Genomic DNA, 20,377 nt, shown 5'->3' with positions numbered 1-20,377 from the left:
TGACAAAATCAACGTCGATTTAATTCGACAAAAACATCATTCCACTATTATCCCGTTATTTAGGGAAAATGATAAAGTCCGTCATATCACAAGCATTGACAAAATCTCGCCCAACCTTTACAACATCTTGTAAAGAAATACTCTGTAAAATTTTTGGAAGATCAAATAAGTTTTCACCTGTCTCAATTGGATTAAATTGAGTCGCAATATAATCCAAGGAATTCAAACCGTGTAGAAAATCTCCAAACATTTCACTTTTAATCGTATCCAAATGCTCTTGAGTCACATCAGGATCTTTCTCAAAATTCTTAACGGCCGTTCTGAACTGATGGGATATACTGACAGGTTCCGAGGTGTCCATCGTTAACATCACAAAGTGAAAAGAAGACTCTACTTCAATTTCTAGCGTCAAGGAGTTGTCAAGTTTACCAACTTCATAAAGTGACTGAAATCGTTTAGATGTCCATCCAAACATCATTGCAAACAATAATTTGAGGATAATCTTATAGCGATACTGGTAAAGAGGAGGAATCTGATTTCTTCCACGAATTCCAATTGCTAATTTCGGTGAGGCAACTTCCATCCGACTTGTCTCATTTTGAACAACTGGATTTAAGTCCACGGGTGAGATATGAGGAAGAGGATTTGAAGAGGTCTTCATCTCAAATTCAGAAACAAGGTTAACAAGACTGTCAAGGTCAAAATTTCCGACAACCACTAGCTGCATATTGGATGGTTGGTAGAAATAATCGAAATTATCCTGTAAACTTTTTTCATCAATTTGGGAGAGAGAAGATACAGTACCTGCAATATCTTGGGCTAAAGGTGTTTCTGGATAGAGATTTGCCAACGCCCTAAAGAATAATTGGTAGTCAGGACTATCTTGGTACATTTCGATTTCTTGTTGAATAATCAATTGTTCCTTCTTTAGAGAATCCTTTGAGAGATGAAGAGATTGTGTCATCTCCAGTAACAATCTCAGATTTTCATTGACATTCGAGGTGGTCGAAAAGAGATAGCTAGTTTGTGTAAAGCTAGTAAAGGCATTACTTTCAGCTCCCAGCTTTACAAAATGCTGTAAATAATCTTGACCGTCTTGATCTTCAAATAATTTATGTTCAAGAAAATGTGCAATCCCTGCTGGAAATTCTTTTATTCCCTCTACTCCATCCACTGTAAATCTTGTGTCAATAGAACCGAATTTAGTAGAAATGATTGCATAGCTTTCATTAAAATCCGCTTTTGGAATTAAATATAACTTCAATCCATTTTGGAGACTTGTCTGATAAACACATTCTCCAACAGCTGGATAATCTATTTTCTCCAAATCTTTCTTTATCATTCTCTTCCTTCCATAAAATAGACCGCTTGTAATTTGAGTGATTTGGCAACAGCCATAATTTCTTCTTTCGTCACCAGTTGAATAGCTTGGATCCAATCATCAATTGACAAGAACTGTTTTCCTAAAGTAGATTGTAGATAAGCTCTTTCAATCAAGGTACCAGGTCGATCCTGCGACAATTTTGCAGCATTTATAATCATTTCTTTTGTCAAGCGCAGCTCTTCACTTGTAAACTTCCCTCTCTTCAAGTCACTTACTTGACGACTCATTAGAGTCATGGTCCGGGTTCTATTTTTTCGATCAATCCCTGCATAGATCCGCATAAAATGAGAAAAAATATCAAAATGGCTAGAGATAGTATAAGCCAATCCTTCTTTTTCTCGAATGACTGTAAACAATTTTGAGTGAGAGAAAGCACCCAGTAAACCATTTAAAACAATCAAAGCAAAATGCTCTTTTTCTCCATACTGAACAGGAAAATGATAACCTAACTCTAAAATAGATTGATGAGTTTCTCTTTGCTCAAGTCCTTCTCTGACAACATTTGAAAAAGATTGGGCATAAAATAGATTGACATGAGATTTACGAGGTTGTAAACCAAATTCACTAATCTTTTCAATGACCGCTAGTTCATTGAAATCACCCATAAAGAAAAAGTCAATCAGATTTGTTTGAAGCATTTCTTGAAATGCTTGATAAGTTGACCCTTCATCCTCATTCTGAATCTGCTGGACACTTCCATACTTGCTCAGTTTCATATCAGCTTGATCATAATACAACCGATTCAATTGTTGGTGGGCATAATAATAATGATTTTCAATTTCTGCTTCTAGTTCTGTAATGAGATTTTTTTTCTCTACTGAAAAAGTTTCTGAATGAAAGCACCCGTTTTCGGCAAGAGGAGCATTAAGAGATACCTTTAATAAATCCAACATCTGGTCTGTCAGGACATTTTTCTTGCTCAAAAAAGAATCACGGACATAAGATAAATTAATATCAATGTAGTGCATTTGACCGCGTTTTGAAACAGAAGTAGAGAAATTGGCCCCATACAAGTTCGCCAACTGCTCTCTAAATTGCTGTGAAGTTGGGTAAAGTTGATTGGCTGTTTCGATCATGCGTGAGGCTAGAACCCGTCCTGCTATTGTTTCTTCAGAAAGAGGGGCTGAGAACCGCACTTTTATCTCATTGGTCTTAAATTTTTCTGATTTCATAAAATGGATTCGAACACCAGTAACTAATTCCATCGTCATCCTCGTTCTAACAAATATTACTCTTCATTATATCATGAAATCCCAGTAAAATCTTTCCCAGACAGATTAAAAAACGTTTACACTGACTCGCCCTATTTTAGGTTTTTCATCCTTTTGTGGTATAATAACTATCATTGAGGTGAACTATGAACTATAAACTTTTTGATGAATTTATCACACTACAAGCCCTATTTAAAGAACTGGGTATCATCCAAAGCGGTGGAGCTATCAAAGCCTTTTTACACGAAAATCAAGTAGAGGTCAATGGAGAAGTGGAAACCAGAAGAGGACGTAAGTTACGAGTCGGAGATACAATCGAAGTAATTGGTGAGAAGGAAGTCATAACACTGACAGAACCTAGTCCAGAAGAGATTGAAGACTATCAAGCGGACAAGCTGGAAAAAGAACGCGTTGCTCAATTGGTAAAGAAATTAAACAAAGAACAAAAACAAAAAAAAGATTCTAAACCTAAAAAAGAAGAGAATAAGCGGAAGCCTGTTCGTTTCCCAGGAACATAATATGTGGCTTAAATCCATACACATTCAGAAATTTCGAAATTATAAAGAAGTAGATCTTCAATTCCACTCTCGTTTGAATATTTTCTTAGGCCAAAATGCTCAAGGAAAAACCAATCTCCTCGAATCCATCTACTTTTTAGCCTTGACCCGCAGCCATCGGACCCGTTCCGATAAAGATCTAATTCATTTTCAAGAGGAACAATTTACTGTTTCAGGGGTCCTAGAAAAAAAGACCGGCTCAATCCCTTTAGAAATTTCCTTATCCTCAAAAGGACGAGTCACTAAAGTAAACCACTTAAAACAAAGCAAGTTATCAACCTATATCGGTAACATGAATGTGGTTCTCTTTGCTCCAGAGGATTTACAACTTGTTAAAGGCTCACCCGCTCTTCGCCGCAAGTTTATTGATATTGATTTAGGCCAGATGAAACCTGTCTATCTATCGGATTTAACAGCCTATCATCATGTTTTAAAGCAGAGAAACAGTTACTTAAAAACGGCAACTACCGTAGACCCAACCTTTTTAGATGTTTTGGATGAGCAATTAGCAGATTATGGTAGCCGGGTCTGTATCCATCGGAAAGATTTTCTTAAAAAATTAGAAGACTTTGGACAAGAGAAACATTTTGAAATTTCGAATCAAACTGAAAAACTATCTATTCGGTATGATTCCTCCATTCCTTTTCAAGATGAGGAGACACTTCGCCAAACCTTTATCACCTTGCTTCGAGAAAATCGGACAAGAGATCTCATCAAAAAAACAACCAGTGTTGGTCCTCACCGAGATGACATTAGCTTTTACATCAATGATATGAATGCGACTTTTGGTAGCCAAGGGCAGCACCGCAGTGTTGTTCTTTCCTTAAAATTAGCAGAGATTTCATTAATTGAATCCTTGACAAATGAAAAGCCGATTTTACTCTTAGACGATGTCATGAGTGAACTTGACAACAATCGTCAACTACATTTGCTAGAAGTTATCTCTCGTGACATCCAAACGTTTATTACAACTACAACCCTAGATCACCTAAAAGACTTGCCAGAAGACTTAAAAATCTTCAATATTCAATCAGGTCAAGTTGACGAATAATTAACAATGTTGTCAATCTTGATTGACAACATTTTGACACAATAAAAGTGTGAAATCATAAGATTTCACACTTTTATTTTTTATTGAACTGAGTAGTTTGGTGCTTCATTGGTAATTTGAACATCGTGTGGGTGGCTTTCTTTCAAACCTGCCCCAGACATTTCAACAAATTGTGCATTTTCGTGCAATTCTTGAAGGTTGGCAGCTCCAACATAGCCCATACCAGAACGGATACCACCAATCATTTGGAAGACGATATCGGCTGCTGAACCCTTATAAGCAACCCGACCTTCGATTCCTTCTGGAACCAATTTGTTGGCTTCATTAACAGAACCTTGGAAGTAGCGGTCGCTTGAACCTTTCTTCATTGCTGCAATAGACCCCATACCACGATAAGTCTTGAACTTACGTCCTTGGAAGATTTCAGTTTCACCTGGTGCTTCATCTGTTCCTGCAAACATAGATCCAAGCATGACTGCATGACCACCAGCTGCAAGGGCTTTTACAATATCTCCAGAATACTTGATCCCACCGTCAGCAATGATTGTTTTTCCATATTCACGCGCAACAGCTGCTGCGTCATAGATCGCTGTAACTTGAGGAACCCCAACACCTGCAATCACACGAGTTGTACAGATAGAACCTGGCCCAATCCCAACCTTAACAACATCAACACCTGCATCATAGAGAGCACGCGCTCCCTCAGCTGTAGCAATATTACCTGCAATCAAGGTGCGATCTGGGAAATGAGCACGAATTTCAGCAATTTTACGAAGAACCCCTGCAGAATGACCATGGGCTGTATCGATGACAATGGCATCCGCACCAGCTTCAAATAATGCTTCCGCACGCTCAAAAGTGTCAGATGTAACTCCGACAGCACCTGCTACTAAAAGACGACCAAATTCATCTTTCGCTGCATTTGGAAACTCAATAACTTTTTCGATATCTTTAATGGTAATCAAACCTGACAAACGACCATTCTCATCTACCAACGGCAATTTTTCAATGCGGTGTTCTTGGAGAATCCGTTCAGCGGTCTCTAAATCAGTACCGACTGGTGCAGTTACTAGATTCTCGCTAGTCATATGATTTGAAATTGGTTGATCATAATCAGAAATAAAACGTAAGTCGCGGTTGGTCAAAATCCCAACTAGTTTACGATTTTCCAAGGTTTCAACCACAGGAACACCACTGATACGGTACCGTCCCATGAGTTCATCGGCTTCAGCAATGGTATGCTCAGGTGTTAAGAAAAATGGGTCAATGATAACGCCGTTTTCAGAGCGTTTTACTTTACGAACTTCATCTGCTTGTTGGGCAATGGACATATTTTTATGAATAACCCCAAGTCCTCCAGCACGGGCAATGGCAATAGCCATTTGGCTTTCAGTGACTGTATCCATCGCAGCTGTGATGATTGGGATATTCAACACAAGGTTATCCGCCAATTTTGTACGAAGATCTGCATCGTTTGGTAATACATGACTTTCAGCTGGAATGAGCAATACATCATCGAAGGTATAACCTTTTTTCAAAAATTTAGTGTCCCAATTTGACATTCCCATTTTCCTCTTTTCTTTCTTTTTGAGCCAAGCTCGTCTTTTTTGATTGATAATATCATACCATTCTAAGATAATTTGTCAATCATTTGTACAATATTTCAAAAAGAGGTGTTGGTACCTCTTTTGAATCATTTATTTTATTGAATCATCTCAATATCAAGCACTTACTTGAAATAGTTTAATCCCATGGCAGACTTGACTTGATCAAGCGTTTCTGCTGCAACCGAACGGGCTACTTCACTACCCTTTTGAAGCATATCATAAACTTGACCCATATCTTTAGCAAATTCAATCCGCCGTTCGCGAATAGGACCCAACTCTCTCTCAAGAATTTCTAACAAATAGCGTTTGGTTTTAACATCACCTAAACCACCCCGTTGGTAATGGTCTTTCATGTTTTGAATGGTCGCCTGATCTTCTTCTTTGCCAAAAACATCCAAATAATGGAAAACCATATTTCCTTCAATTTTCCCTGGATCTTCGACACGAATATGCTCAGGATCTGTATACATACTCATGACCTTTTTCTTCAAGGTGTCCATATCATCCGCTAAATAGATACCATTGCCAAGAGATTTGGACATTTTGGCATTCCCATCCAAGCCAGGCAAACGACCCGCGGCCTCATTTTCTGGGAAAATTCCTTCCGGTTCAACCAAGACATCGCAATGATACGCATGATTAAAGGAACGAACAATTTCACGAGTTTGTTCAATCATGGGCTTTTGGTCAGTTCCAACAGGCACGAGATTGGCTTTAAAAGCGGTAATGTCTGCAGCTTGGGAAACAGGATAAACCAAAAAACCAGATGGAATAGACTCACCGAACCCTTTTTGGGAAATTTCTGTCTTAACGGTTGGGTTTCGTTCCAAACGTGAAACAGAGACCAAATTCATATAATACATGGTCAATTCCGCTAGCTCAGGGATTTGACTTTGAATAAAAATAGTTGATTTCTTTGGATCTAAGCCAGCTGCTAAATAATCTAGAGCAACATTTCCAATAGATTCAACAATGGTTTGCGGATCTTTAGCATGATCCGTTAGGGCTTGCTGATCGGCTAAAAAGACAAACATCTGATACTTGTCTTCATTTTGCATAAGAACTCGATTCTTCAACGAACCGACATAGTGTCCAATATGGAGCTTCCCAGTCGGGCGATCTCCAGTTAAAATAATCGGCTTGGTCATTTTTCTTCCTCCCTGAAGTACAAAATAAAAGCCCACGCATAGCAAAAACTATGCGAGGGCGTCTGAGACACGGTGCCACCTCACTTAGAACAGCATATGCTGTTCTCTCTGACTCATCACAAATGAGCTGCACATAAGGCCTGCTAGCCGAATCTCTATTGGTTAAGATTCTATTTGAACATCAGTCCATTTCATTCTGTTTCGTTGCTTATTTTCAGCAACCATAAGCTCTCTAAAAAACGAATACAGATTACTCTTCTGATTGCTTTTCATTATATAATGACATCAAAGGAAAGTCAAGTTCTTCACCCTTTTCTATAGACTAAATGACTTCCTCCAATGCATAAGGGTATTCATTGAAAAATCAAGCATTTTCTAGTAAAATAGGCTTATATAGACAGAAAAAGAGGAGAACTATACGTGCTAACAGTTACAGACGTCTCACTACGTTTTAGTGATCGTAAACTTTTTGATGATGTCAACATCAAATTTACAGAAGGAAATACATATGGTTTGATTGGGGCCAATGGTGCTGGAAAATCAACCTTTTTAAAAATCTTAGCTGGGGATATTGAACCGACAACTGGTCATATTTCTCTTGGACCAGACGAACGTCTTTCTGTTCTTCGTCAAAATCACTTTGACTACGAAGATGAGCGTGCCATTGATGTCGTTATCATGGGAAATGAAAAACTTTATAGCATCATGAAGGAAAAAGATGCTATCTATATGAAGGAAGATTTTTCAGATGAAGACGGTGTACGCGCAGCAGAACTCGAAGGAGAATTCGCTGAACTAGGTGGTTGGGAAGCGGAAAGTGAAGCTTCACAACTCCTCCAAAATCTGAATATTCCAGAAGAGCTCCACTACCAAAATATGAGTGAACTAGCAAATGGGGATAAAGTAAAAGTCCTCCTAGCAAAAGCTCTCTTTGGTAAACCAGACGTCCTTCTTTTGGACGAGCCAACCAACGGTCTTGATATTCAATCCATTACCTGGTTAGAAGACTTCTTGATTGATTTCGAGAATACCGTTATCGTTGTATCCCACGACCGTCACTTCTTGAATAAAGTCTGTACCCACATGGCCGACCTAGACTTTGGAAAAATCAAACTCTATGTTGGTAACTATGATTTCTGGAAAGAATCATCTGAACTGGCTGCCAAGTTGTTAGCAGACCGTAATGCTAAAGCAGAAGAAAAAATCAAACAATTACAAGAATTTGTGGCTCGTTTCTCTGCCAATGCGTCAAAATCGAAACAGGCAACGTCACGTAAAAAGATGCTTGACAAGATTCAGTTAGAAGAAATTGTCCCATCTAGTCGTAAATACCCATTTATCAGCTTTAAAGCGGAACGAGAAATTGGGAATGATCTGTTGACAGTAGAGAACTTATCTGTAAAGATTGATGGTGAAACTATTCTTGACAACATCAGCTTCATCTTACGACCAGGTGATAAGACAGCTCTTATCGGACAAAACGACATCCAAACAACTGCCTTGATCCGCGCTATTATGGGTGAAATCGAATATGAAGGAACTGTCAAGTGGGGAGTTACAACTAGCCGCTCTTACTTACCAAAAGACAATTCAGCTGACTTTGCAGGTGGCGAGTCAATTCTTGACTGGCTCCGTCAATTCGCAAGTAAAGAAGAAGATGACAATACCTTCCTTCGTGGATTCCTCGGACGCATGCTCTTCTCTGGAGATGAGGTTAACAAGCCTGTCAACGTCTTGTCAGGGGGAGAAAAAGTGCGCGTGATGCTTTCAAAACTCATGCTTTTGAAGTCAAACGTTCTTGTACTTGACGATCCTACAAATCACTTGGACTTGGAATCAATTTCAAGCTTGAACGATGGATTGAAAAACTTCAAAGAATCGATCATCTTTGCCAGTCACGACCATGAGTTTATTCAAACTCTTGCCAACCATATCATTGTTCTTTCAAAAAATGGTGTCATTGACCGGATTGATGAAACCTATGATGAATTCTTAGAAAACCAAGAAGTTCAAGCAAAAGTTAAAGAACTTTGGAAAGACTAAAAATCACTCCAAATGATCAAAAACCCTGGAACCTTTGTTTCAGGGTCTTTCAATAGACTATATGAAATTTAAAAAATATCTATCACACCCCATCATTGTTTACTTTACAGCTTTTTTACTTCCCTTTACAATCTTATTTTTCGTCTACCTCAGTCAGGGCATTTACTGGGGGAGTGAAACTTCTCCTTTATTAGGTGATGGCTTTCATCAATACGTTATTTTCGACGTTACTTTACGAAATATTTTACACGGAACCGACAGCTTCCTTTACAGTTTTACAAGTGGGCTCGGCTTAAATTTCTACGCTCTTTCCAGCTATTACTTAGGAAGCTTTCTATCTCCCTTTGTCTTCTTTTTTGACAGTTTATCCATGGTTGATTCCGTCTATCTCTTTACACTAATAAAAATAGGCTTGATTGGGTTGTCAACTTATTATTCCATTAAGGAAATCTATCCTAAACTCCAACAATTCTTAATTCTTTCACTGTCAACTTTATTTGCGTTAATGAGTTTCTCCATAAGTCAGATTGAAATCAAAACCTGGCTCGATGTCTTCATTTTGGCTCCGCTCATTCTCTTAGGTTTACACCGTTTAATGACTCAAAAGAAGCGAGTTCTCTACTTTATAAATCTGACCATCCTCTTCATCCAAAATTATTATTTTGGTTTTATGATGGCTCTCTTCTTAACTTTATGGTATTTTACTCAGCTTTCCTGGGACTTTAAAGAAAGAAAATCTTCTTTCTTTGACTTTACAATTGTGTCAATTTTAGCAGGGGTCACTAGCTTGATCATGATTTACCCCACCATATTGGATTTACGAACTCATGGGGAAAACTTTACCAAGATTACAAGAACCTTTACAGAAAATAGTTGGTACTTAGACGTTTTTGCAAAGAACTTGATTGGTAGCTTTGATACAACAAAATATGGGGCTATCCCTATGATCTATGTTGGTCTGTTCCCATTTTTACTTGCCTTTCTATTTTTCTTTGTCAAATCGATTCGGTTTCACGTGAAACTAGCATATTTGACCTTATTAGTCATTCTTATTGCAAGTTTCTATTTACAAGCTTTGGATTTATTCTGGCAGGGCATGCATGCTCCTAATATGTTTCTTCACCGTTATGCCTGGCTCTTTTCATTGACTATTTTGTTCATTGCAGCAGAAGTCCTCAATCGGTTAAAAGAAATTAATTGGCAACGACTCTGCCTAGCTTTCAGTTTGCTTAGCATTGGATTTATCCTTACCTTTCTCTATCGCAAGCACTATCCTTTCTTGACAAGCAGTCATTTTGTCTTGACACTAGAATTCCTTCTTGTATTCTTTACTGTGACACTTGCCTTTACAGTTCGTAAACTTTCTTATCCAATTTTTTCTGCTGTTATTCTTTTCTTCTGTCTATTTGAAATTGGTATAAATAGCTATTATCAAATGGATGGGATTGCAAATGAATGGGTATTTGCAGCTCGTTCTTCTTACCAAGGAAAGATTCCAGCAATTGATAAATTGACATCAAGTTTACAGAATGATCAAAATTTTTACCGAACAGAGATTCTCCAACCTCAAACAGGTAATGATAGTATGAAATACAATTTTAGAGGGATCTCCCAATTTTCATCTGTCAGAAATACAGATACCAGTTCGACCCTAGACAAACTAGGTTTTAAATCAGATGGAACCAACTTGAACTTGCGCTATCAAAACAATACATTACTAATGGATAGTCTGTTCGGGATCAAATACAATATTTCAGATAGGAATCCCCAAAAGTTTGCTTTTCATAAATTGGAAACGCAAGGAAATCAGACCTTGTATCAAAATGAAAAAGCTCTTTCACTAGCATTTCTAACAGCAAGTCCCTACAAGGATATCCCATTTTCTAATCTAACCTTAGATAACCAAAAGAACTTTCTCAATCATCTAACGGGTCAATCGTTGACTTACTATCAGCGATTACATCCACTGAAAACTGGTGCAGACGATCCTTCTCAAGGACCTCAAAAGGCTAAAGTTGAAGCAGATAGTTTTCTGACTTATGCCAGCATCGAATATGAGCTCTATGTTCAAAACGATAGTCAACTTTATGTAAACCTTCCTTCTTTAGAATTTGAGAATGAAGATTATACCGATGTGGAGATCATTACGAATGGCCAAGTCAACCGCTATACAACAGACAATGTCTTTCCATTCTTCACCATTGGTCACTTTACAGCAGGAGAAACTGTTAAGGTTCGAATTGCCTTCCCTGAAAATTCTACAGTAACCTTCCAAACTCCAGAATTTTTTGCTTTGAACCTTCAAGCCTACCAGGAAGCCTTTGAAAGGTTGCACCAACAAGAAGTTCATGTGCAAACCAAAGGAAATACCGTTACTGCAGATTTTTCAGCAGACCACCATACAAGTCTATTTTTCACCCTTCCTTATGATAAAGGATGGACAGCGACGATCAATAATCAACCTGTCCCTATTCGAAGGGCTCAAAAAGGATTTATGGCTGTTGATGTCCCTAAAGGAAAAGGACAAGTTGTTCTACAGTTCGTTCCACATGGGTTAAAAGAAGGAACCATCGCTTTCCTACTCGGAATTCTTTCCTTCGCTTGCTACAATGCTATTCGAAATAAATCTCAATCCTCAAAAAATCAGTAAATTTGCATCATAAAGAGCCCCTTCAGTTGGAAGGGGCTCTTATTTTATACAAAAAAAGCATCCCTTAGGATGCTAGTTTAGCTCCGCCAGTAGGACTCGAACCTACGACATCATGATTAACAGTCATGCGCTACTACCAACTGAGCTATGGCGGAATGAGATATAGTCCGTACGGGATTCGAACCCGTGTTACCGCCGTGAAAAGGCGGTGTCTTAACCCCTTGACCAACGGACCATGTCATTAACAGAACATATCCCATTATACCATCGATTCAAAAATTGTCAAGCCTTTTTCTGTATTTTATTTAATAATTCTTCGACCCTTTTCACCTGTGTACGAGAAACAGGGCAAGTCGTCTCCTCTTCTAACATCAAGAGTCTCTTGCGACGATCAAAATTGACAATCATTCTTTGATTCACTAGATAAGACTGATTAGGACTGAAGAAATGATTGTCTACATCTTTTTCAAGTATATCCTTGATAGTCCCTAAAAATTCCTTTTGAAAATTCTTTCCAACAAGTCGCAATTTGTGGGAAACTCCAGTTGTTTCAATGTACAATATATCTCGATATGGAACTCGAATTTCCATATTTTTGAAACTATACTCAAAGAAATCAACGATATTTTTATTTTCAATCACATTCTTCTTCAAGTAAAGAATGCATTCTCGAATTTTTTCTTTAAATAAGTTTTCATTCAAGGTTTTTTCAATAAATTCAAGAGCTGATACCTTGTAACGATAGGTAATGGTAGCAAATTCCGATTTCGTCGTGATAAAGGCAATAATCGCAAAAGGATTGACCTCACGAATCATTTGAGCTGCCTTGATACCAGCTTTTTCATCCCCTTTGATATCAATATCAAGGAAGAAAAGCTGATGAAAATCACCATTGGTTAGATATTCCTTTAGTTCAGTTATTTTACTGGTGGAAACAATATTTAATCGTAGACCTTCCTCCTCAGCGATAGCTTTCACATGTTTCTCTACTCGAACTTGTTGAGAAATTTCGTCCTCTAGCAATACAATATTCATCTATCTTCCTTTCTCTCCAATAACTAAGCTTTGCGTAAATCTTCCATTGATCAACTCTGTCTCTAGAAAAATAGCAGCATATTCTCCAATAAGCTCTTTTACAATCGCAAGGCCCATTCCTCTACGATCCCCTTTAGTTGAAAATCCCTTTTCATAGAGCTTATTCCAATTAATCGGTTCATCAGAAATAGAGTTTTTTATAATCAGATGCACTCCATTTGGCATATTAAAAACCGCTATTTGAACTTCTTTTTCTTGACTCATTTTAGCAGCTTCAATAGCATTATTGACTAAAATTCCAACGGTTCGTACGAGATCCAACAATCTCATTGGAACCTTTTCAATAATATCTTCTGTTTCAAAGGTTAGTTTGACACCCATTTCCTCTGCATAGATCCATCCCCTACTTAGGATACTTCTCAAAGCAGAATCTCGAATATTTCCTAGGTCAAATCCTGTATATTCTTCTTTTTGGAGTTGACCGTAGCATTCTTCAAGAACATCTCTTTGAATTCGTTTAATATCCTCAATATTTTCTTCCTCAATCGCTAAATTTAAGGAAGTGATAATATTGCCAAAATCATGACGAAAACCTTTTAATTCTAAATAGAGGCCTTGAATTTTATTCATATACTGCTCCATTTGGCGTTGTTCGAACCTCTTTTGCTTCAACTCCATTTTCTTTTCATAACGATCTCGAACCGTCTTCATTTGAACTAAGGTTCCGATAAACATCAAGAAACAAATCGTTGCTACCATGCTACCAAAACTATTGAAATGAGCAATATCACTTATCCAATGAGAAGCATTCAATACTAAGGTTAAAATAAGATAACTAACAATCAATTGTTGGACAAATTTCTTAAAAACCCGCTCTTTAAAATAGAGAAGATTCACTTCGAGAATAGAAATAATTCTCGTAATGATAGCAATCGATAAAATTGAAATAAGAGTAACAAAAAATATAGAATAATAAGTTGCTATGTAATCTCCAGTTATAGACGATAAAATTACTGATAAAAAAGTATCTGTTGTTTCAAAAGCTAGATAAATAAACAGAGAATATAAAATGGCAAAATAATGATCATATCTACAAAAGAATCTATAGTATGAGTAGAAAAATATAGGATAAGCTAAAATAAAGAAAGCATATAATAAATCTAAGTCAAAATATCCTAAAATAAAAGATATCACATGAAGTAAAGTAGAAATAATTAAAATTAAATAGAATTTTGAATGCTTATGTTTTAACTGTCTATCAATTAATGGATAAGATAAAATCAAGGGTAATCCAATGAGAATAAAATACACATAATTCATCGACATTATTTTTTACCTTTTTTAAACAAATCTCTAATTAAAATTTTTGTATGTTTATCCCCTCCACAGATTTGCTGCAATTCTTTTTCTGTAAGAACCTTAAATGCCTTAGAAACTGTTGATGGATTGTTTTTCATAAAAAAATCTCCTTATAATTTATTTGATCATTAAATTATTAAATTTAATATACATAAATTTTAGTAAAAAATCAAAGACTTTTTTAACATTTCCGCTATTTGGTTCATTTTTACAGCTATTTGGAACAAAAAATCTAGTTTTTACAATTTTTTTATCCTATCTGTTTAGAAAAACTCTAGTTTTTTTAAAAACTAAGTAATAAAAAAAAAACGTGATTTCTGTAAAAATCACGTTTTTATTTTGATCCCAGCAGGATTCGAACCTGCGACCGTTCGCTTAGAAGGCGAATGCTCTATCCAGCTGAGCTATGAGACCAGATGCTTTTTATTCTATCAGAAAATAGGAGGAGCGTCAAGATTCATTTATGGTAAGGACTTCCTTGTTGAATCATAAATGCCCGGTAGATTTGTTCGATTAAAACAAGCTTCATCAATTGATGGGGAAGGGTTAACTTTCCAAAACTCATAAGTAAATTCGCTCGTTTTTTAACTGCTGGAGACAAGCCTAGGCTCCCTCCAATCACGAAGGTAATTTCAGAATACCCTCGTACAGTCACCTCATCTAAGGTTTGACTAAACTTCTCAGATGGAAATTGTTGCCCTTCAATCGCTAAGGCAATCACATATTCACGATCTCCAACTTTAGCTAATATACGATTTCCTTCTTTTTCCAGGATTTGCTGGTTTTCTAAATCACTGGCCCGATCAGGAGTTTTTTCATCCGGTAATTCTATCATTTCTAGCTTCGTAAACCGCCCCAAGCGTTTTGTATACTCGGCGATTCCATCTTTTAAATACTTTTCTTTTAATTTTCCAACTGTTACAATCTTAATTTTCATATTCATATTCTAACACAAATGAACTTATACACAAGTCTTCAACAAATAAGACAGAATCTATCTTTCAAAAAATGGCTCTATTCTCACGTTTTTCACACTTATACACAGTTTTCCACAAGTTGTGGAAAAAATTTCCATTTTAAGTTATAATTAAGAAACCAGATCTATACTTTTCCATAATTGGAACAAATAGGAGAAAACTATGAAACAACCATCAAATTTTCTAAAAAAAACTTTGCAACTTTTGCTTGTTCTTGTCATTGGTTTTACTGGAGGAATCTTAGGGACCTTAACCTCTTTCCAGTTTACTAAAGGGAATTCTACAAATTCTAGCCAAGAAATAAAATCTACCAAAGTCAATCGTGCTTATAAGAATACAACATCAACTAGTGAAGCCGTTGATAAGGTTAAAAATGCTGTTGTTTCCGTTATTACCTACGCTGAAACCTCTGAAAAAGGCTTCATCAATGGAGAAACAGATTCTGATCCAGAAGTAGCTAGTGAAGGTTCAGGTGTTATCTATAAAAAAGACGGTAAAGACGCTTATTTAGTAACAAATGCCCACGTATTAATGGGAGCAACAAAAGCCGATATTCTCTTTGCAGATGGAAATAAAGTTTCTGGAGAAGTTGTTGGTTCTGATACTTTCTCAGATATTGCGGTTGTTAAAATCAGTTCAGATAATGTTACGACCGTGGCTGAATTTGGGGATTCATCTAAGTTGACTGTTGGAGAGACCGCAATCGCTATTGGTAGTCCTTTAGGAACAAAATTTGCCAATTCCGTTACCCAAGGGATTGTCTCTAGTCTCGGACGTACTGTGAAGCTCAAATCAGAAGACGGCCAAAATGTATCTACAAAAGCGTTGCAAACGGACGCTGCCATCAACCCAGGGAATTCTGGTGGTCCCCTTATCAATATTCAGGGACAAGTCATCGGAATTACCTCAAGTAAAATCTCTTCAAATGGCCAAACTGCGGTTGAAGGAATGGGATTTGCAATTCCTGTAAATGATGTACAAAATATTATTGAACATTTAGAAAAAGATGGTAAAGTCATTCGTCCAGCTCTTGGAATTACCATGATGGACCTGGCTAACCTATCCTCTTCTGATCTTAGCCAATTAGACATTCCAAGCAAACTCAAAGGTGGGGTTCTTGTCCGCTCAGTTGAAAATGATATGCCGGCATCCAAATATTTGCGTCGATTAGATATCATTACAAAAATCGATGACACAACCATTGAATCAACTGCAGATTTACAATCTGCCCTCTATTCTCATCAAATTGGTGATAAAATTAAAGTCATTTTCTATAGAGATGGTAAGCAAAAAACAGCTACCATTGAGCTGACAAAATCTACAGAAAATCTTGGAAATTAAGTAAATTTACAACAGTGTCAACACACCTTTACGAAATTGTAAAGGTGTGTTATGCTATATACATCATGGAAAAAATTGATATTATTGACGTAAAGCAAATACGAACCAATCCTTTTCAACCTCGTCAAACCTTTGTACAAGAGAAATTAGAAGAACTCGCAGCTTCAATCAAAGAAAATGGATTAATCCAGCCCATTATTGTTCGAAAATCTCCTATTGTTGGTTATGAACTACTTGCTGGAGAAAGACGCTACCGAGCAGCTCAAATGGCTGGTTTAAAAGAAATCCCTGCGATTATAAGAGAATTATCAGATGATGACATGATCAAACAAGCCATTATCGAAAATTTACAAAGGGAAGATTTGAATCCAATTGAAGAGGCAGAATCCTACCAACATCTTATTGATAAAGGGGCTACCCATGAAGAAATTGCACAATTTATGGGCAAATCTCGTCCTTACATCAGCAACATGGTCCGTTTACTTCATCTCTCACCAGCTGTCAAAGAAGCCATCAAAAATGATCAAATTTCACAAGGACATGCCCGCATTTTAGTTCCTTTAAAAGAAGATCTACAAATCTATTGGTTAGAACGAACTCTGAAAGAAGGGCTAAGCGTTCGTAGTTTGGAAGAAAAGGTTGGTCAAAAAAAGAAAAAGCCAAGTAAAAAAGAGAAAGAACTCTTTTTAGCACAGGAAGAAAACAGATTAAAAAAAATGCTGGGAACCGAAGTAGAAATCCGTCTGACAAAACAAGAAAAAGGTAGTATTCATATTTCATTTAACAACCTTGATGAATACCAGCGAATTATTAACAGTCTCAAATGAGGCTGTTATTTTTTATAGAACAATTAACAGATTTATCCACTTCTTTAAAACTCCTCCTTACTTGATATTCCTACTTTCTTCTTTCTTATCCCCAAGTTGTGGAAAACTTCTACACACATTGGGGATAACTATTCACATATTGTGGAAAAAACTCTTTTTTATTCCCTTAGAACAAGTTGTGGAAAACTCCCTCCTTTTATGATAAAATAAGAAAAACATAGCAAGTAAAAATGAATAGGAGGGCGATAAGTGTCAAGAGAAGAAACATTCTGGAATCGTGTGATTGAATTAAGTAAAAAGACATTTAAAAAAGAAATCTTTGACTATTTTGTCCTTACTTCAAGACTCATCAAAGTCGATCAACAAGAAGCCATTATTTATTTAGATGCGGAAGTAAAAAAATTATTCTGGGAAGAGAATATGACAAAGGTAATTTTGACTGCTGGATTTGAAATTTATGCAGTAGAATTAACCATTTCCTATCAATTCAATCTTGAAGAAGAGGAAGAAGAAAAAGAGTTTATTCCCCTTTCAGAAATGAATAGAGACTATGCAGTGAGCCATGCTCCAATAGTAGATTTGCCTCCTATCCAAACAGGATTAAGAAAGAAATACACCTTTGATAATTTTGTAAGTGGAGACGGAAATCAATGGGCTTTGGCTGCCGCTTTAGCAGTTTCTGAAAATCTTGCTACCACTTATAATCCTTTATTTATCTATGGAGGACCCGGTTTAGGTAAAACGCATTTACTCAACGCAATTGGGAATCAGATTATGGAAAACTACCCAAATGCTCGAGTAAAATACATCCCAGCAGAATCCTTTATCAATGAATTTTTAGAGCGTCTTCGCCTCAATGATATGGATACCTTTAAAAAAACCTATCGAAACTTGGATCTGCTCTTAATTGATGATATTCAATCGCTTGGAGGAAAAAAGGTTACAACTCAAGAAGAGTTCTTTAATACCTTTAATGCTCTTTATGGAGATAATAAGCAGATTGTCCTAACCAGCGATCGTAGTCCTGATCATTTAGATAGCTTAGAAGAACGTCTAGTCACGCGCTTTAAGTGGGGCTTGACGCAAAATATTACACCACCAGATTTTGAAACTCGAATCGCTATTTTGAGAAATAAAATCGAAGACCTGGACTTTACTTTCCCGGATGATACACTCGAATACCTAGCAGGTCAATTTGATTCTAACGTCCGAGATTTAGAGGGTGCGTTGAATGATATCTCTCTTGTGGCAAGAGTTAAAAAAATCAAAGATATTACAATAGATGTCGCAGCTGAAGCCATTCGAGCTCGTAAGAATGAAGCATTACAAATTACGGTGATTCCTATTGAAAAGATTCAAACGGAAGTTGGAAAATTTTACAATGTCAGTGTCAATGAAATGAAAGGCTCTCGACGAGTTCAAAATATTGTCCTAGCTCGACAAGTAGCTATGTACCTCGCCCGCGAGATGACCGACAATAGTCTTCCTCGTATCGGTCGTGAATTTGGAGGAAAAGACCACACAACGGTCATGCATGCTTATGAAAAAATCAAAGGGATGATCGAAATTGATGACAATCTCAGACTCGAGATTCAAACCATCAAGAAAAAATTAAAGTAATCCCATGTGGACAATCCTAGAAAAACTCGCTTCTTTTTCCACATGTTGTGAACAAGGCACTTTTCAATTCCTGTCTGGCTTTAGAAGAGTTTTCCACATGTTCCACACACTCTACTATTACTATTAACTTACTAATACTAAAATAATAAAAGGAGATCTCATGATCAATTTTTCTATTAACAAGGCTTATTTCCTACAAGCTTTAAATACGACAAAAAGAGCCATTAGTTCAAAAAATGCAATTCCAATCTTATCCACTATTAAGATTGATGTCACTTCTGAAGGGATTACTCTCATTGGATCAAATGGACAAATTTCAATCGAATACTTTATTTCTGTTAAAGATGAAAATGCAGGCCTTCTAGTAACGACACCAGGTGCTATTCTTTTAGAAGCAACTTTCTTTATCAATGTTGTGTCCAGTCTACCAGATGTCGTTTTGGATGTGAAAGAAATCGAACAAAAACAAATTGTATTAGTTAGTGGAAAATCAGAAATTACCCTTAAAGGAAAAGATGCAGAACAATATCCTCGCATTCAAGAAATTTCAGCCAGCAACCCTCTAACGCTCCCAATTCAAACCTTGAAGAAAATCATTTCTGAGACAGCTTTTGCAGCAAGTACTCAGGAAAGTCGTCCGATTTTGACAGGAGTTCATTTTGTTCTTTCTGATCATAAGGAATTAAAAACGGTGGCAACGGATTCTCATCGAATGAGTCAAAAAAATATTACCCTTGAAAAAAATGGGGATAACTTTGATGTTGTGATTCCAAGCCGTTCTTTACGCGAATTAACGTCTGTCTTTTCAGATGAGATTGAACAGGTTGAAGTCTTCTTTGCCAATAATCAGATTTTATTTAGAAGTGACAATATCAGTTTCTATACACGCCTGTTGGAAGGAAACTATCCAGATACGGATCGCTTGATTCCAACAGAGTTTAGTTCGGAAGTAACCTTTAAAGTTGCTCATCTTCGCCAAGCCATGGAACGGGCCCGCCTGTTGTCTAATGCTACTCAAAATGGTACTGTTAAATTAGAAATTGCTAGTGGAGTCGTTTCTGCCCACGTAAATTCTCCTGAAGTAGGGCGCGTGAATGAAGAAATTGATACAGAAGCAGTTTCAGGAGATGATTTAAACATCAGCTTTAATCCAACTTATTTGATTGACGCTTTGAAAGCCATTGAAAGTGAAAAAGTCGTCATTCGCTTTATCTCTGCAGTTCGTCCCTTTACTTTGGTACCAGCAGAGGAATCTGAACGCTTCATTCAATTAATTACACCAGTTCGGACCAATTAAGGGCCAAAAGCTAGCATTGAACAGGCTAGCTTTTCGTCTTCTATGTTGATGAAAGGAAAATCCATGTATCAGGTCGGTGATTTTGTAGAAATGAAAAAACCCCATGCTTGTATCATCAAAGCAACAGGGAAAAAAGCCAATCGTTGGGAAATTCGGCGAGTAGGAGCAGATATCAAAATTCGTTGTAGCAATTGTGATCATATGGTCATGATGAGCCGTCATGATTTCGATCAAAAATTGAAAAAAGTATTGTAAAAGGTTCAGTCATCT

The 20,377-nt window shown here is 36.9% G+C and carries 17 protein-coding genes, 3 tRNA genes and 1 other annotated feature; of the genes, 9 read left to right on the top strand and 11 right to left on the bottom strand.

Annotated features, from left to right (window positions below; all coding sequences use genetic code 11):
• Window positions 1-55: 55 nt before the first annotated feature.
• Both yfmH and yfmF read right to left on the bottom strand, forming a co-directional pair.
• Window positions 56-1,342: an EF-P 5-aminopentanol modification-associated protein YfmH gene (yfmH, locus tag AC3E8G_RS08855; protein ID WP_490677532.1), complete on the bottom strand. Its 1,287-nt coding sequence runs from the start codon at window positions 1,340-1,342 to the stop codon at window positions 56-58.
• On the bottom strand, window positions 1,339-2,589 hold the full coding sequence (gene yfmF / locus AC3E8G_RS08850) for an EF-P 5-aminopentanol modification-associated protein YfmF (RefSeq protein WP_154856966.1): 1,251 nt from the start codon (window positions 2,587-2,589) through the stop codon (window positions 1,339-1,341). Before yfmF ends, yfmH begins: the two co-directional genes overlap by 4 nt.
• Window positions 2,590-2,741: 152 nt before the next feature.
• Here yfmF and yaaA point away from each other — a divergent pair, with 152 nt between their 5' ends.
• Window positions 2,742-3,113: a S4 domain-containing protein YaaA gene (gene yaaA, locus AC3E8G_RS08845; RefSeq protein ID WP_048691002.1), complete on the top strand. Its 372-nt coding sequence runs from the start codon at window positions 2,742-2,744 to the stop codon at window positions 3,111-3,113.
• 1 nt (window position 3,114) lies between these two features.
• Window positions 3,115-4,203, top strand: a complete 1,089-nt coding sequence (gene recF, locus AC3E8G_RS08840) for a DNA replication/repair protein RecF (protein ID WP_154856964.1) — start codon at window positions 3,115-3,117, stop codon at window positions 4,201-4,203.
• An 80-nt stretch (window positions 4,204-4,283) separates the two neighbouring features.
• Here recF and guaB read toward each other — a convergent pair whose 3' ends face one another.
• Window positions 4,284-5,765, bottom strand: a complete 1,482-nt coding sequence (guaB, locus tag AC3E8G_RS08835) for an IMP dehydrogenase (RefSeq protein ID WP_048691005.1) — start codon at window positions 5,763-5,765, stop codon at window positions 4,284-4,286.
• Between the two features lie 167 nt (window positions 5,766-5,932).
• Window positions 5,933-6,958 carry a tryptophan--tRNA ligase gene (trpS, locus tag AC3E8G_RS08830; RefSeq protein WP_061454648.1) on the bottom strand — a complete coding sequence of 342 codons (1,026 nt, stop codon included), beginning with the start codon at window positions 6,956-6,958 and terminating at the stop codon, window positions 5,933-5,935.
• A 51-nt stretch (window positions 6,959-7,009) separates the two neighbouring features.
• Window positions 7,010-7,235 (bottom strand) — a binding site (T-box leader).
• 143 nt (window positions 7,236-7,378) lie between these two features.
• Between trpS and AC3E8G_RS08825 the strand changes: the two genes are divergently transcribed.
• Complete coding sequence (locus tag AC3E8G_RS08825; RefSeq protein WP_006595336.1) at window positions 7,379-9,001, top strand: ATP-binding cassette domain-containing protein; 1,623 nt, start codon at window positions 7,379-7,381, stop codon at window positions 8,999-9,001.
• A gap of 61 nt (window positions 9,002-9,062) precedes the next feature.
• Window positions 9,063-11,651 (top strand): YfhO family protein, encoded by a 2,589-nt coding sequence (locus AC3E8G_RS08820; protein ID WP_154856956.1) that lies wholly within the window; start codon window positions 9,063-9,065, stop codon window positions 11,649-11,651.
• Between the two features lie 81 nt (window positions 11,652-11,732).
• On the opposite strand, the gene AC3E8G_RS08815 is transcribed toward AC3E8G_RS08820, so the two are convergent.
• The 7 genes from AC3E8G_RS08815 to rlmH form a co-directional block, all read right to left on the bottom strand.
• Window positions 11,733-11,806, bottom strand: a tRNA-Asn gene (locus AC3E8G_RS08815).
• Window positions 11,807-11,814: 8 nt separating this feature from the next.
• Window positions 11,815-11,886 (bottom strand) — tRNA-Glu (locus tag AC3E8G_RS08810).
• Between the two features lie 47 nt (window positions 11,887-11,933).
• On the bottom strand, window positions 11,934-12,686 hold the full coding sequence (locus tag AC3E8G_RS08805; RefSeq protein ID WP_154856954.1) for a response regulator transcription factor: 753 nt from the start codon (window positions 12,684-12,686) through the stop codon (window positions 11,934-11,936).
• Window positions 12,687-14,012, bottom strand: coding sequence for a sensor histidine kinase (locus AC3E8G_RS08800; protein WP_490677523.1), 1,326 nt, complete (start codon window positions 14,010-14,012; stop codon window positions 12,687-12,689).
• Window positions 14,012-14,143, bottom strand: coding sequence for a bacteriocin (locus AC3E8G_RS08795; protein WP_490677522.1), 132 nt, complete (start codon window positions 14,141-14,143; stop codon window positions 14,012-14,014). The genes AC3E8G_RS08800 and AC3E8G_RS08795 overlap by 1 nt, the downstream gene beginning before the upstream one ends.
• A 242-nt stretch (window positions 14,144-14,385) precedes the next feature.
• Window positions 14,386-14,459, bottom strand: a tRNA-Arg gene (locus AC3E8G_RS08790).
• Window positions 14,460-14,502: 43 nt separating this feature from the next.
• Window positions 14,503-14,982 (bottom strand): 23S rRNA (pseudouridine(1915)-N(3))-methyltransferase RlmH, encoded by a 480-nt coding sequence (gene rlmH, locus AC3E8G_RS08785; RefSeq protein WP_490677521.1) that lies wholly within the window; start codon window positions 14,980-14,982, stop codon window positions 14,503-14,505.
• 202 nt (window positions 14,983-15,184) lie between these two features.
• On the opposite strand from rlmH, the gene htrA reads away from it, so the two are divergent.
• The 5 genes from htrA (at window position 15,185) to AC3E8G_RS08760 (ending at window position 20,362) form a co-directional block, all read left to right on the top strand.
• Window positions 15,185-16,363 carry a serine protease HtrA gene (gene htrA / locus AC3E8G_RS08780; RefSeq protein WP_490677520.1) on the top strand — a complete coding sequence of 393 codons (1,179 nt, stop codon included), beginning with the start codon at window positions 15,185-15,187 and terminating at the stop codon, window positions 16,361-16,363.
• A gap of 65 nt (window positions 16,364-16,428) precedes the next feature.
• A complete protein-coding gene (locus AC3E8G_RS08775; RefSeq protein WP_272080753.1) occupies window positions 16,429-17,190 on the top strand; it encodes a ParB/RepB/Spo0J family partition protein in 762 nt (253 codons plus the stop codon).
• A gap of 249 nt (window positions 17,191-17,439) precedes the next feature.
• On the top strand, window positions 17,440-18,810 hold the full coding sequence (gene dnaA / locus AC3E8G_RS08770; RefSeq protein WP_485761814.1) for a chromosomal replication initiator protein DnaA: 1,371 nt from the start codon (window positions 17,440-17,442) through the stop codon (window positions 18,808-18,810).
• A 160-nt stretch (window positions 18,811-18,970) separates the two neighbouring features.
• Window positions 18,971-20,107 carry a DNA polymerase III subunit beta gene (gene dnaN, locus AC3E8G_RS08765; protein ID WP_006595327.1) on the top strand — a complete coding sequence of 379 codons (1,137 nt, stop codon included), beginning with the start codon at window positions 18,971-18,973 and terminating at the stop codon, window positions 20,105-20,107.
• 63 nt (window positions 20,108-20,170) lie between these two features.
• Window positions 20,171-20,362 carry a DUF951 domain-containing protein gene (locus AC3E8G_RS08760; protein WP_129822612.1) on the top strand — a complete coding sequence of 64 codons (192 nt, stop codon included), beginning with the start codon at window positions 20,171-20,173 and terminating at the stop codon, window positions 20,360-20,362.
• Window positions 20,363-20,377: the final 15 nt, after the last annotated feature.

Source organism: Streptococcus sp. SCPM-O-B-15294 (M123), assembly GCF_058200455.1.
Note: the sequence above shows the minus strand (reverse complement) of the source record. Positions and strands in the feature narration are given on the sequence as shown.

Bases quoted from the DNA above. Each gene is read 5' to 3' on its own strand.
- yfmH (WP_490677532.1), bottom strand. From the start codon at position 1,342: ATGATAAAGAAAGATTTGGAGAAAATAGATTATCCAGCTGTTGGAGAA.
- yfmF (WP_154856966.1), bottom strand. From the start codon at position 2,589: ATGGAATTAGTTACTGGTGTTCGAATCCATTTTATGAAATCAGAAAAA.
- yaaA (WP_048691002.1), top strand. From the start codon at position 2,742: ATGAACTATAAACTTTTTGATGAATTTATCACACTACAAGCCCTATTT.
- recF (WP_154856964.1), top strand. From the start codon at position 3,115: ATGTGGCTTAAATCCATACACATTCAGAAATTTCGAAATTATAAAGAA.
- guaB (WP_048691005.1), bottom strand. From the start codon at position 5,765: ATGTCAAATTGGGACACTAAATTTTTGAAAAAAGGTTATACCTTCGAT.
- trpS (WP_061454648.1), bottom strand. From the start codon at position 6,958: ATGACCAAGCCGATTATTTTAACTGGAGATCGCCCGACTGGGAAGCTC.
- AC3E8G_RS08820 (WP_154856956.1), top strand. From the start codon at position 9,063: ATGAAATTTAAAAAATATCTATCACACCCCATCATTGTTTACTTTACA.
- AC3E8G_RS08805 (WP_154856954.1), bottom strand. From the start codon at position 12,686: ATGAATATTGTATTGCTAGAGGACGAAATTTCTCAACAAGTTCGAGTA.
- AC3E8G_RS08800 (WP_490677523.1), bottom strand. From the start codon at position 14,012: ATGTCGATGAATTATGTGTATTTTATTCTCATTGGATTACCCTTGATT.
- AC3E8G_RS08795 (WP_490677522.1), bottom strand. From the start codon at position 14,143: ATGAAAAACAATCCATCAACAGTTTCTAAGGCATTTAAGGTTCTTACA.
- rlmH (WP_490677521.1), bottom strand. From the start codon at position 14,982: ATGAAAATTAAGATTGTAACAGTTGGAAAATTAAAAGAAAAGTATTTA.
- htrA (WP_490677520.1), top strand. From the start codon at position 15,185: ATGAAACAACCATCAAATTTTCTAAAAAAAACTTTGCAACTTTTGCTT.
- AC3E8G_RS08775 (WP_272080753.1), top strand. From the start codon at position 16,429: ATGGAAAAAATTGATATTATTGACGTAAAGCAAATACGAACCAATCCT.
- dnaN (WP_006595327.1), top strand. From the start codon at position 18,971: ATGATCAATTTTTCTATTAACAAGGCTTATTTCCTACAAGCTTTAAAT.
- AC3E8G_RS08760 (WP_129822612.1), top strand. From the start codon at position 20,171: ATGTATCAGGTCGGTGATTTTGTAGAAATGAAAAAACCCCATGCTTGT.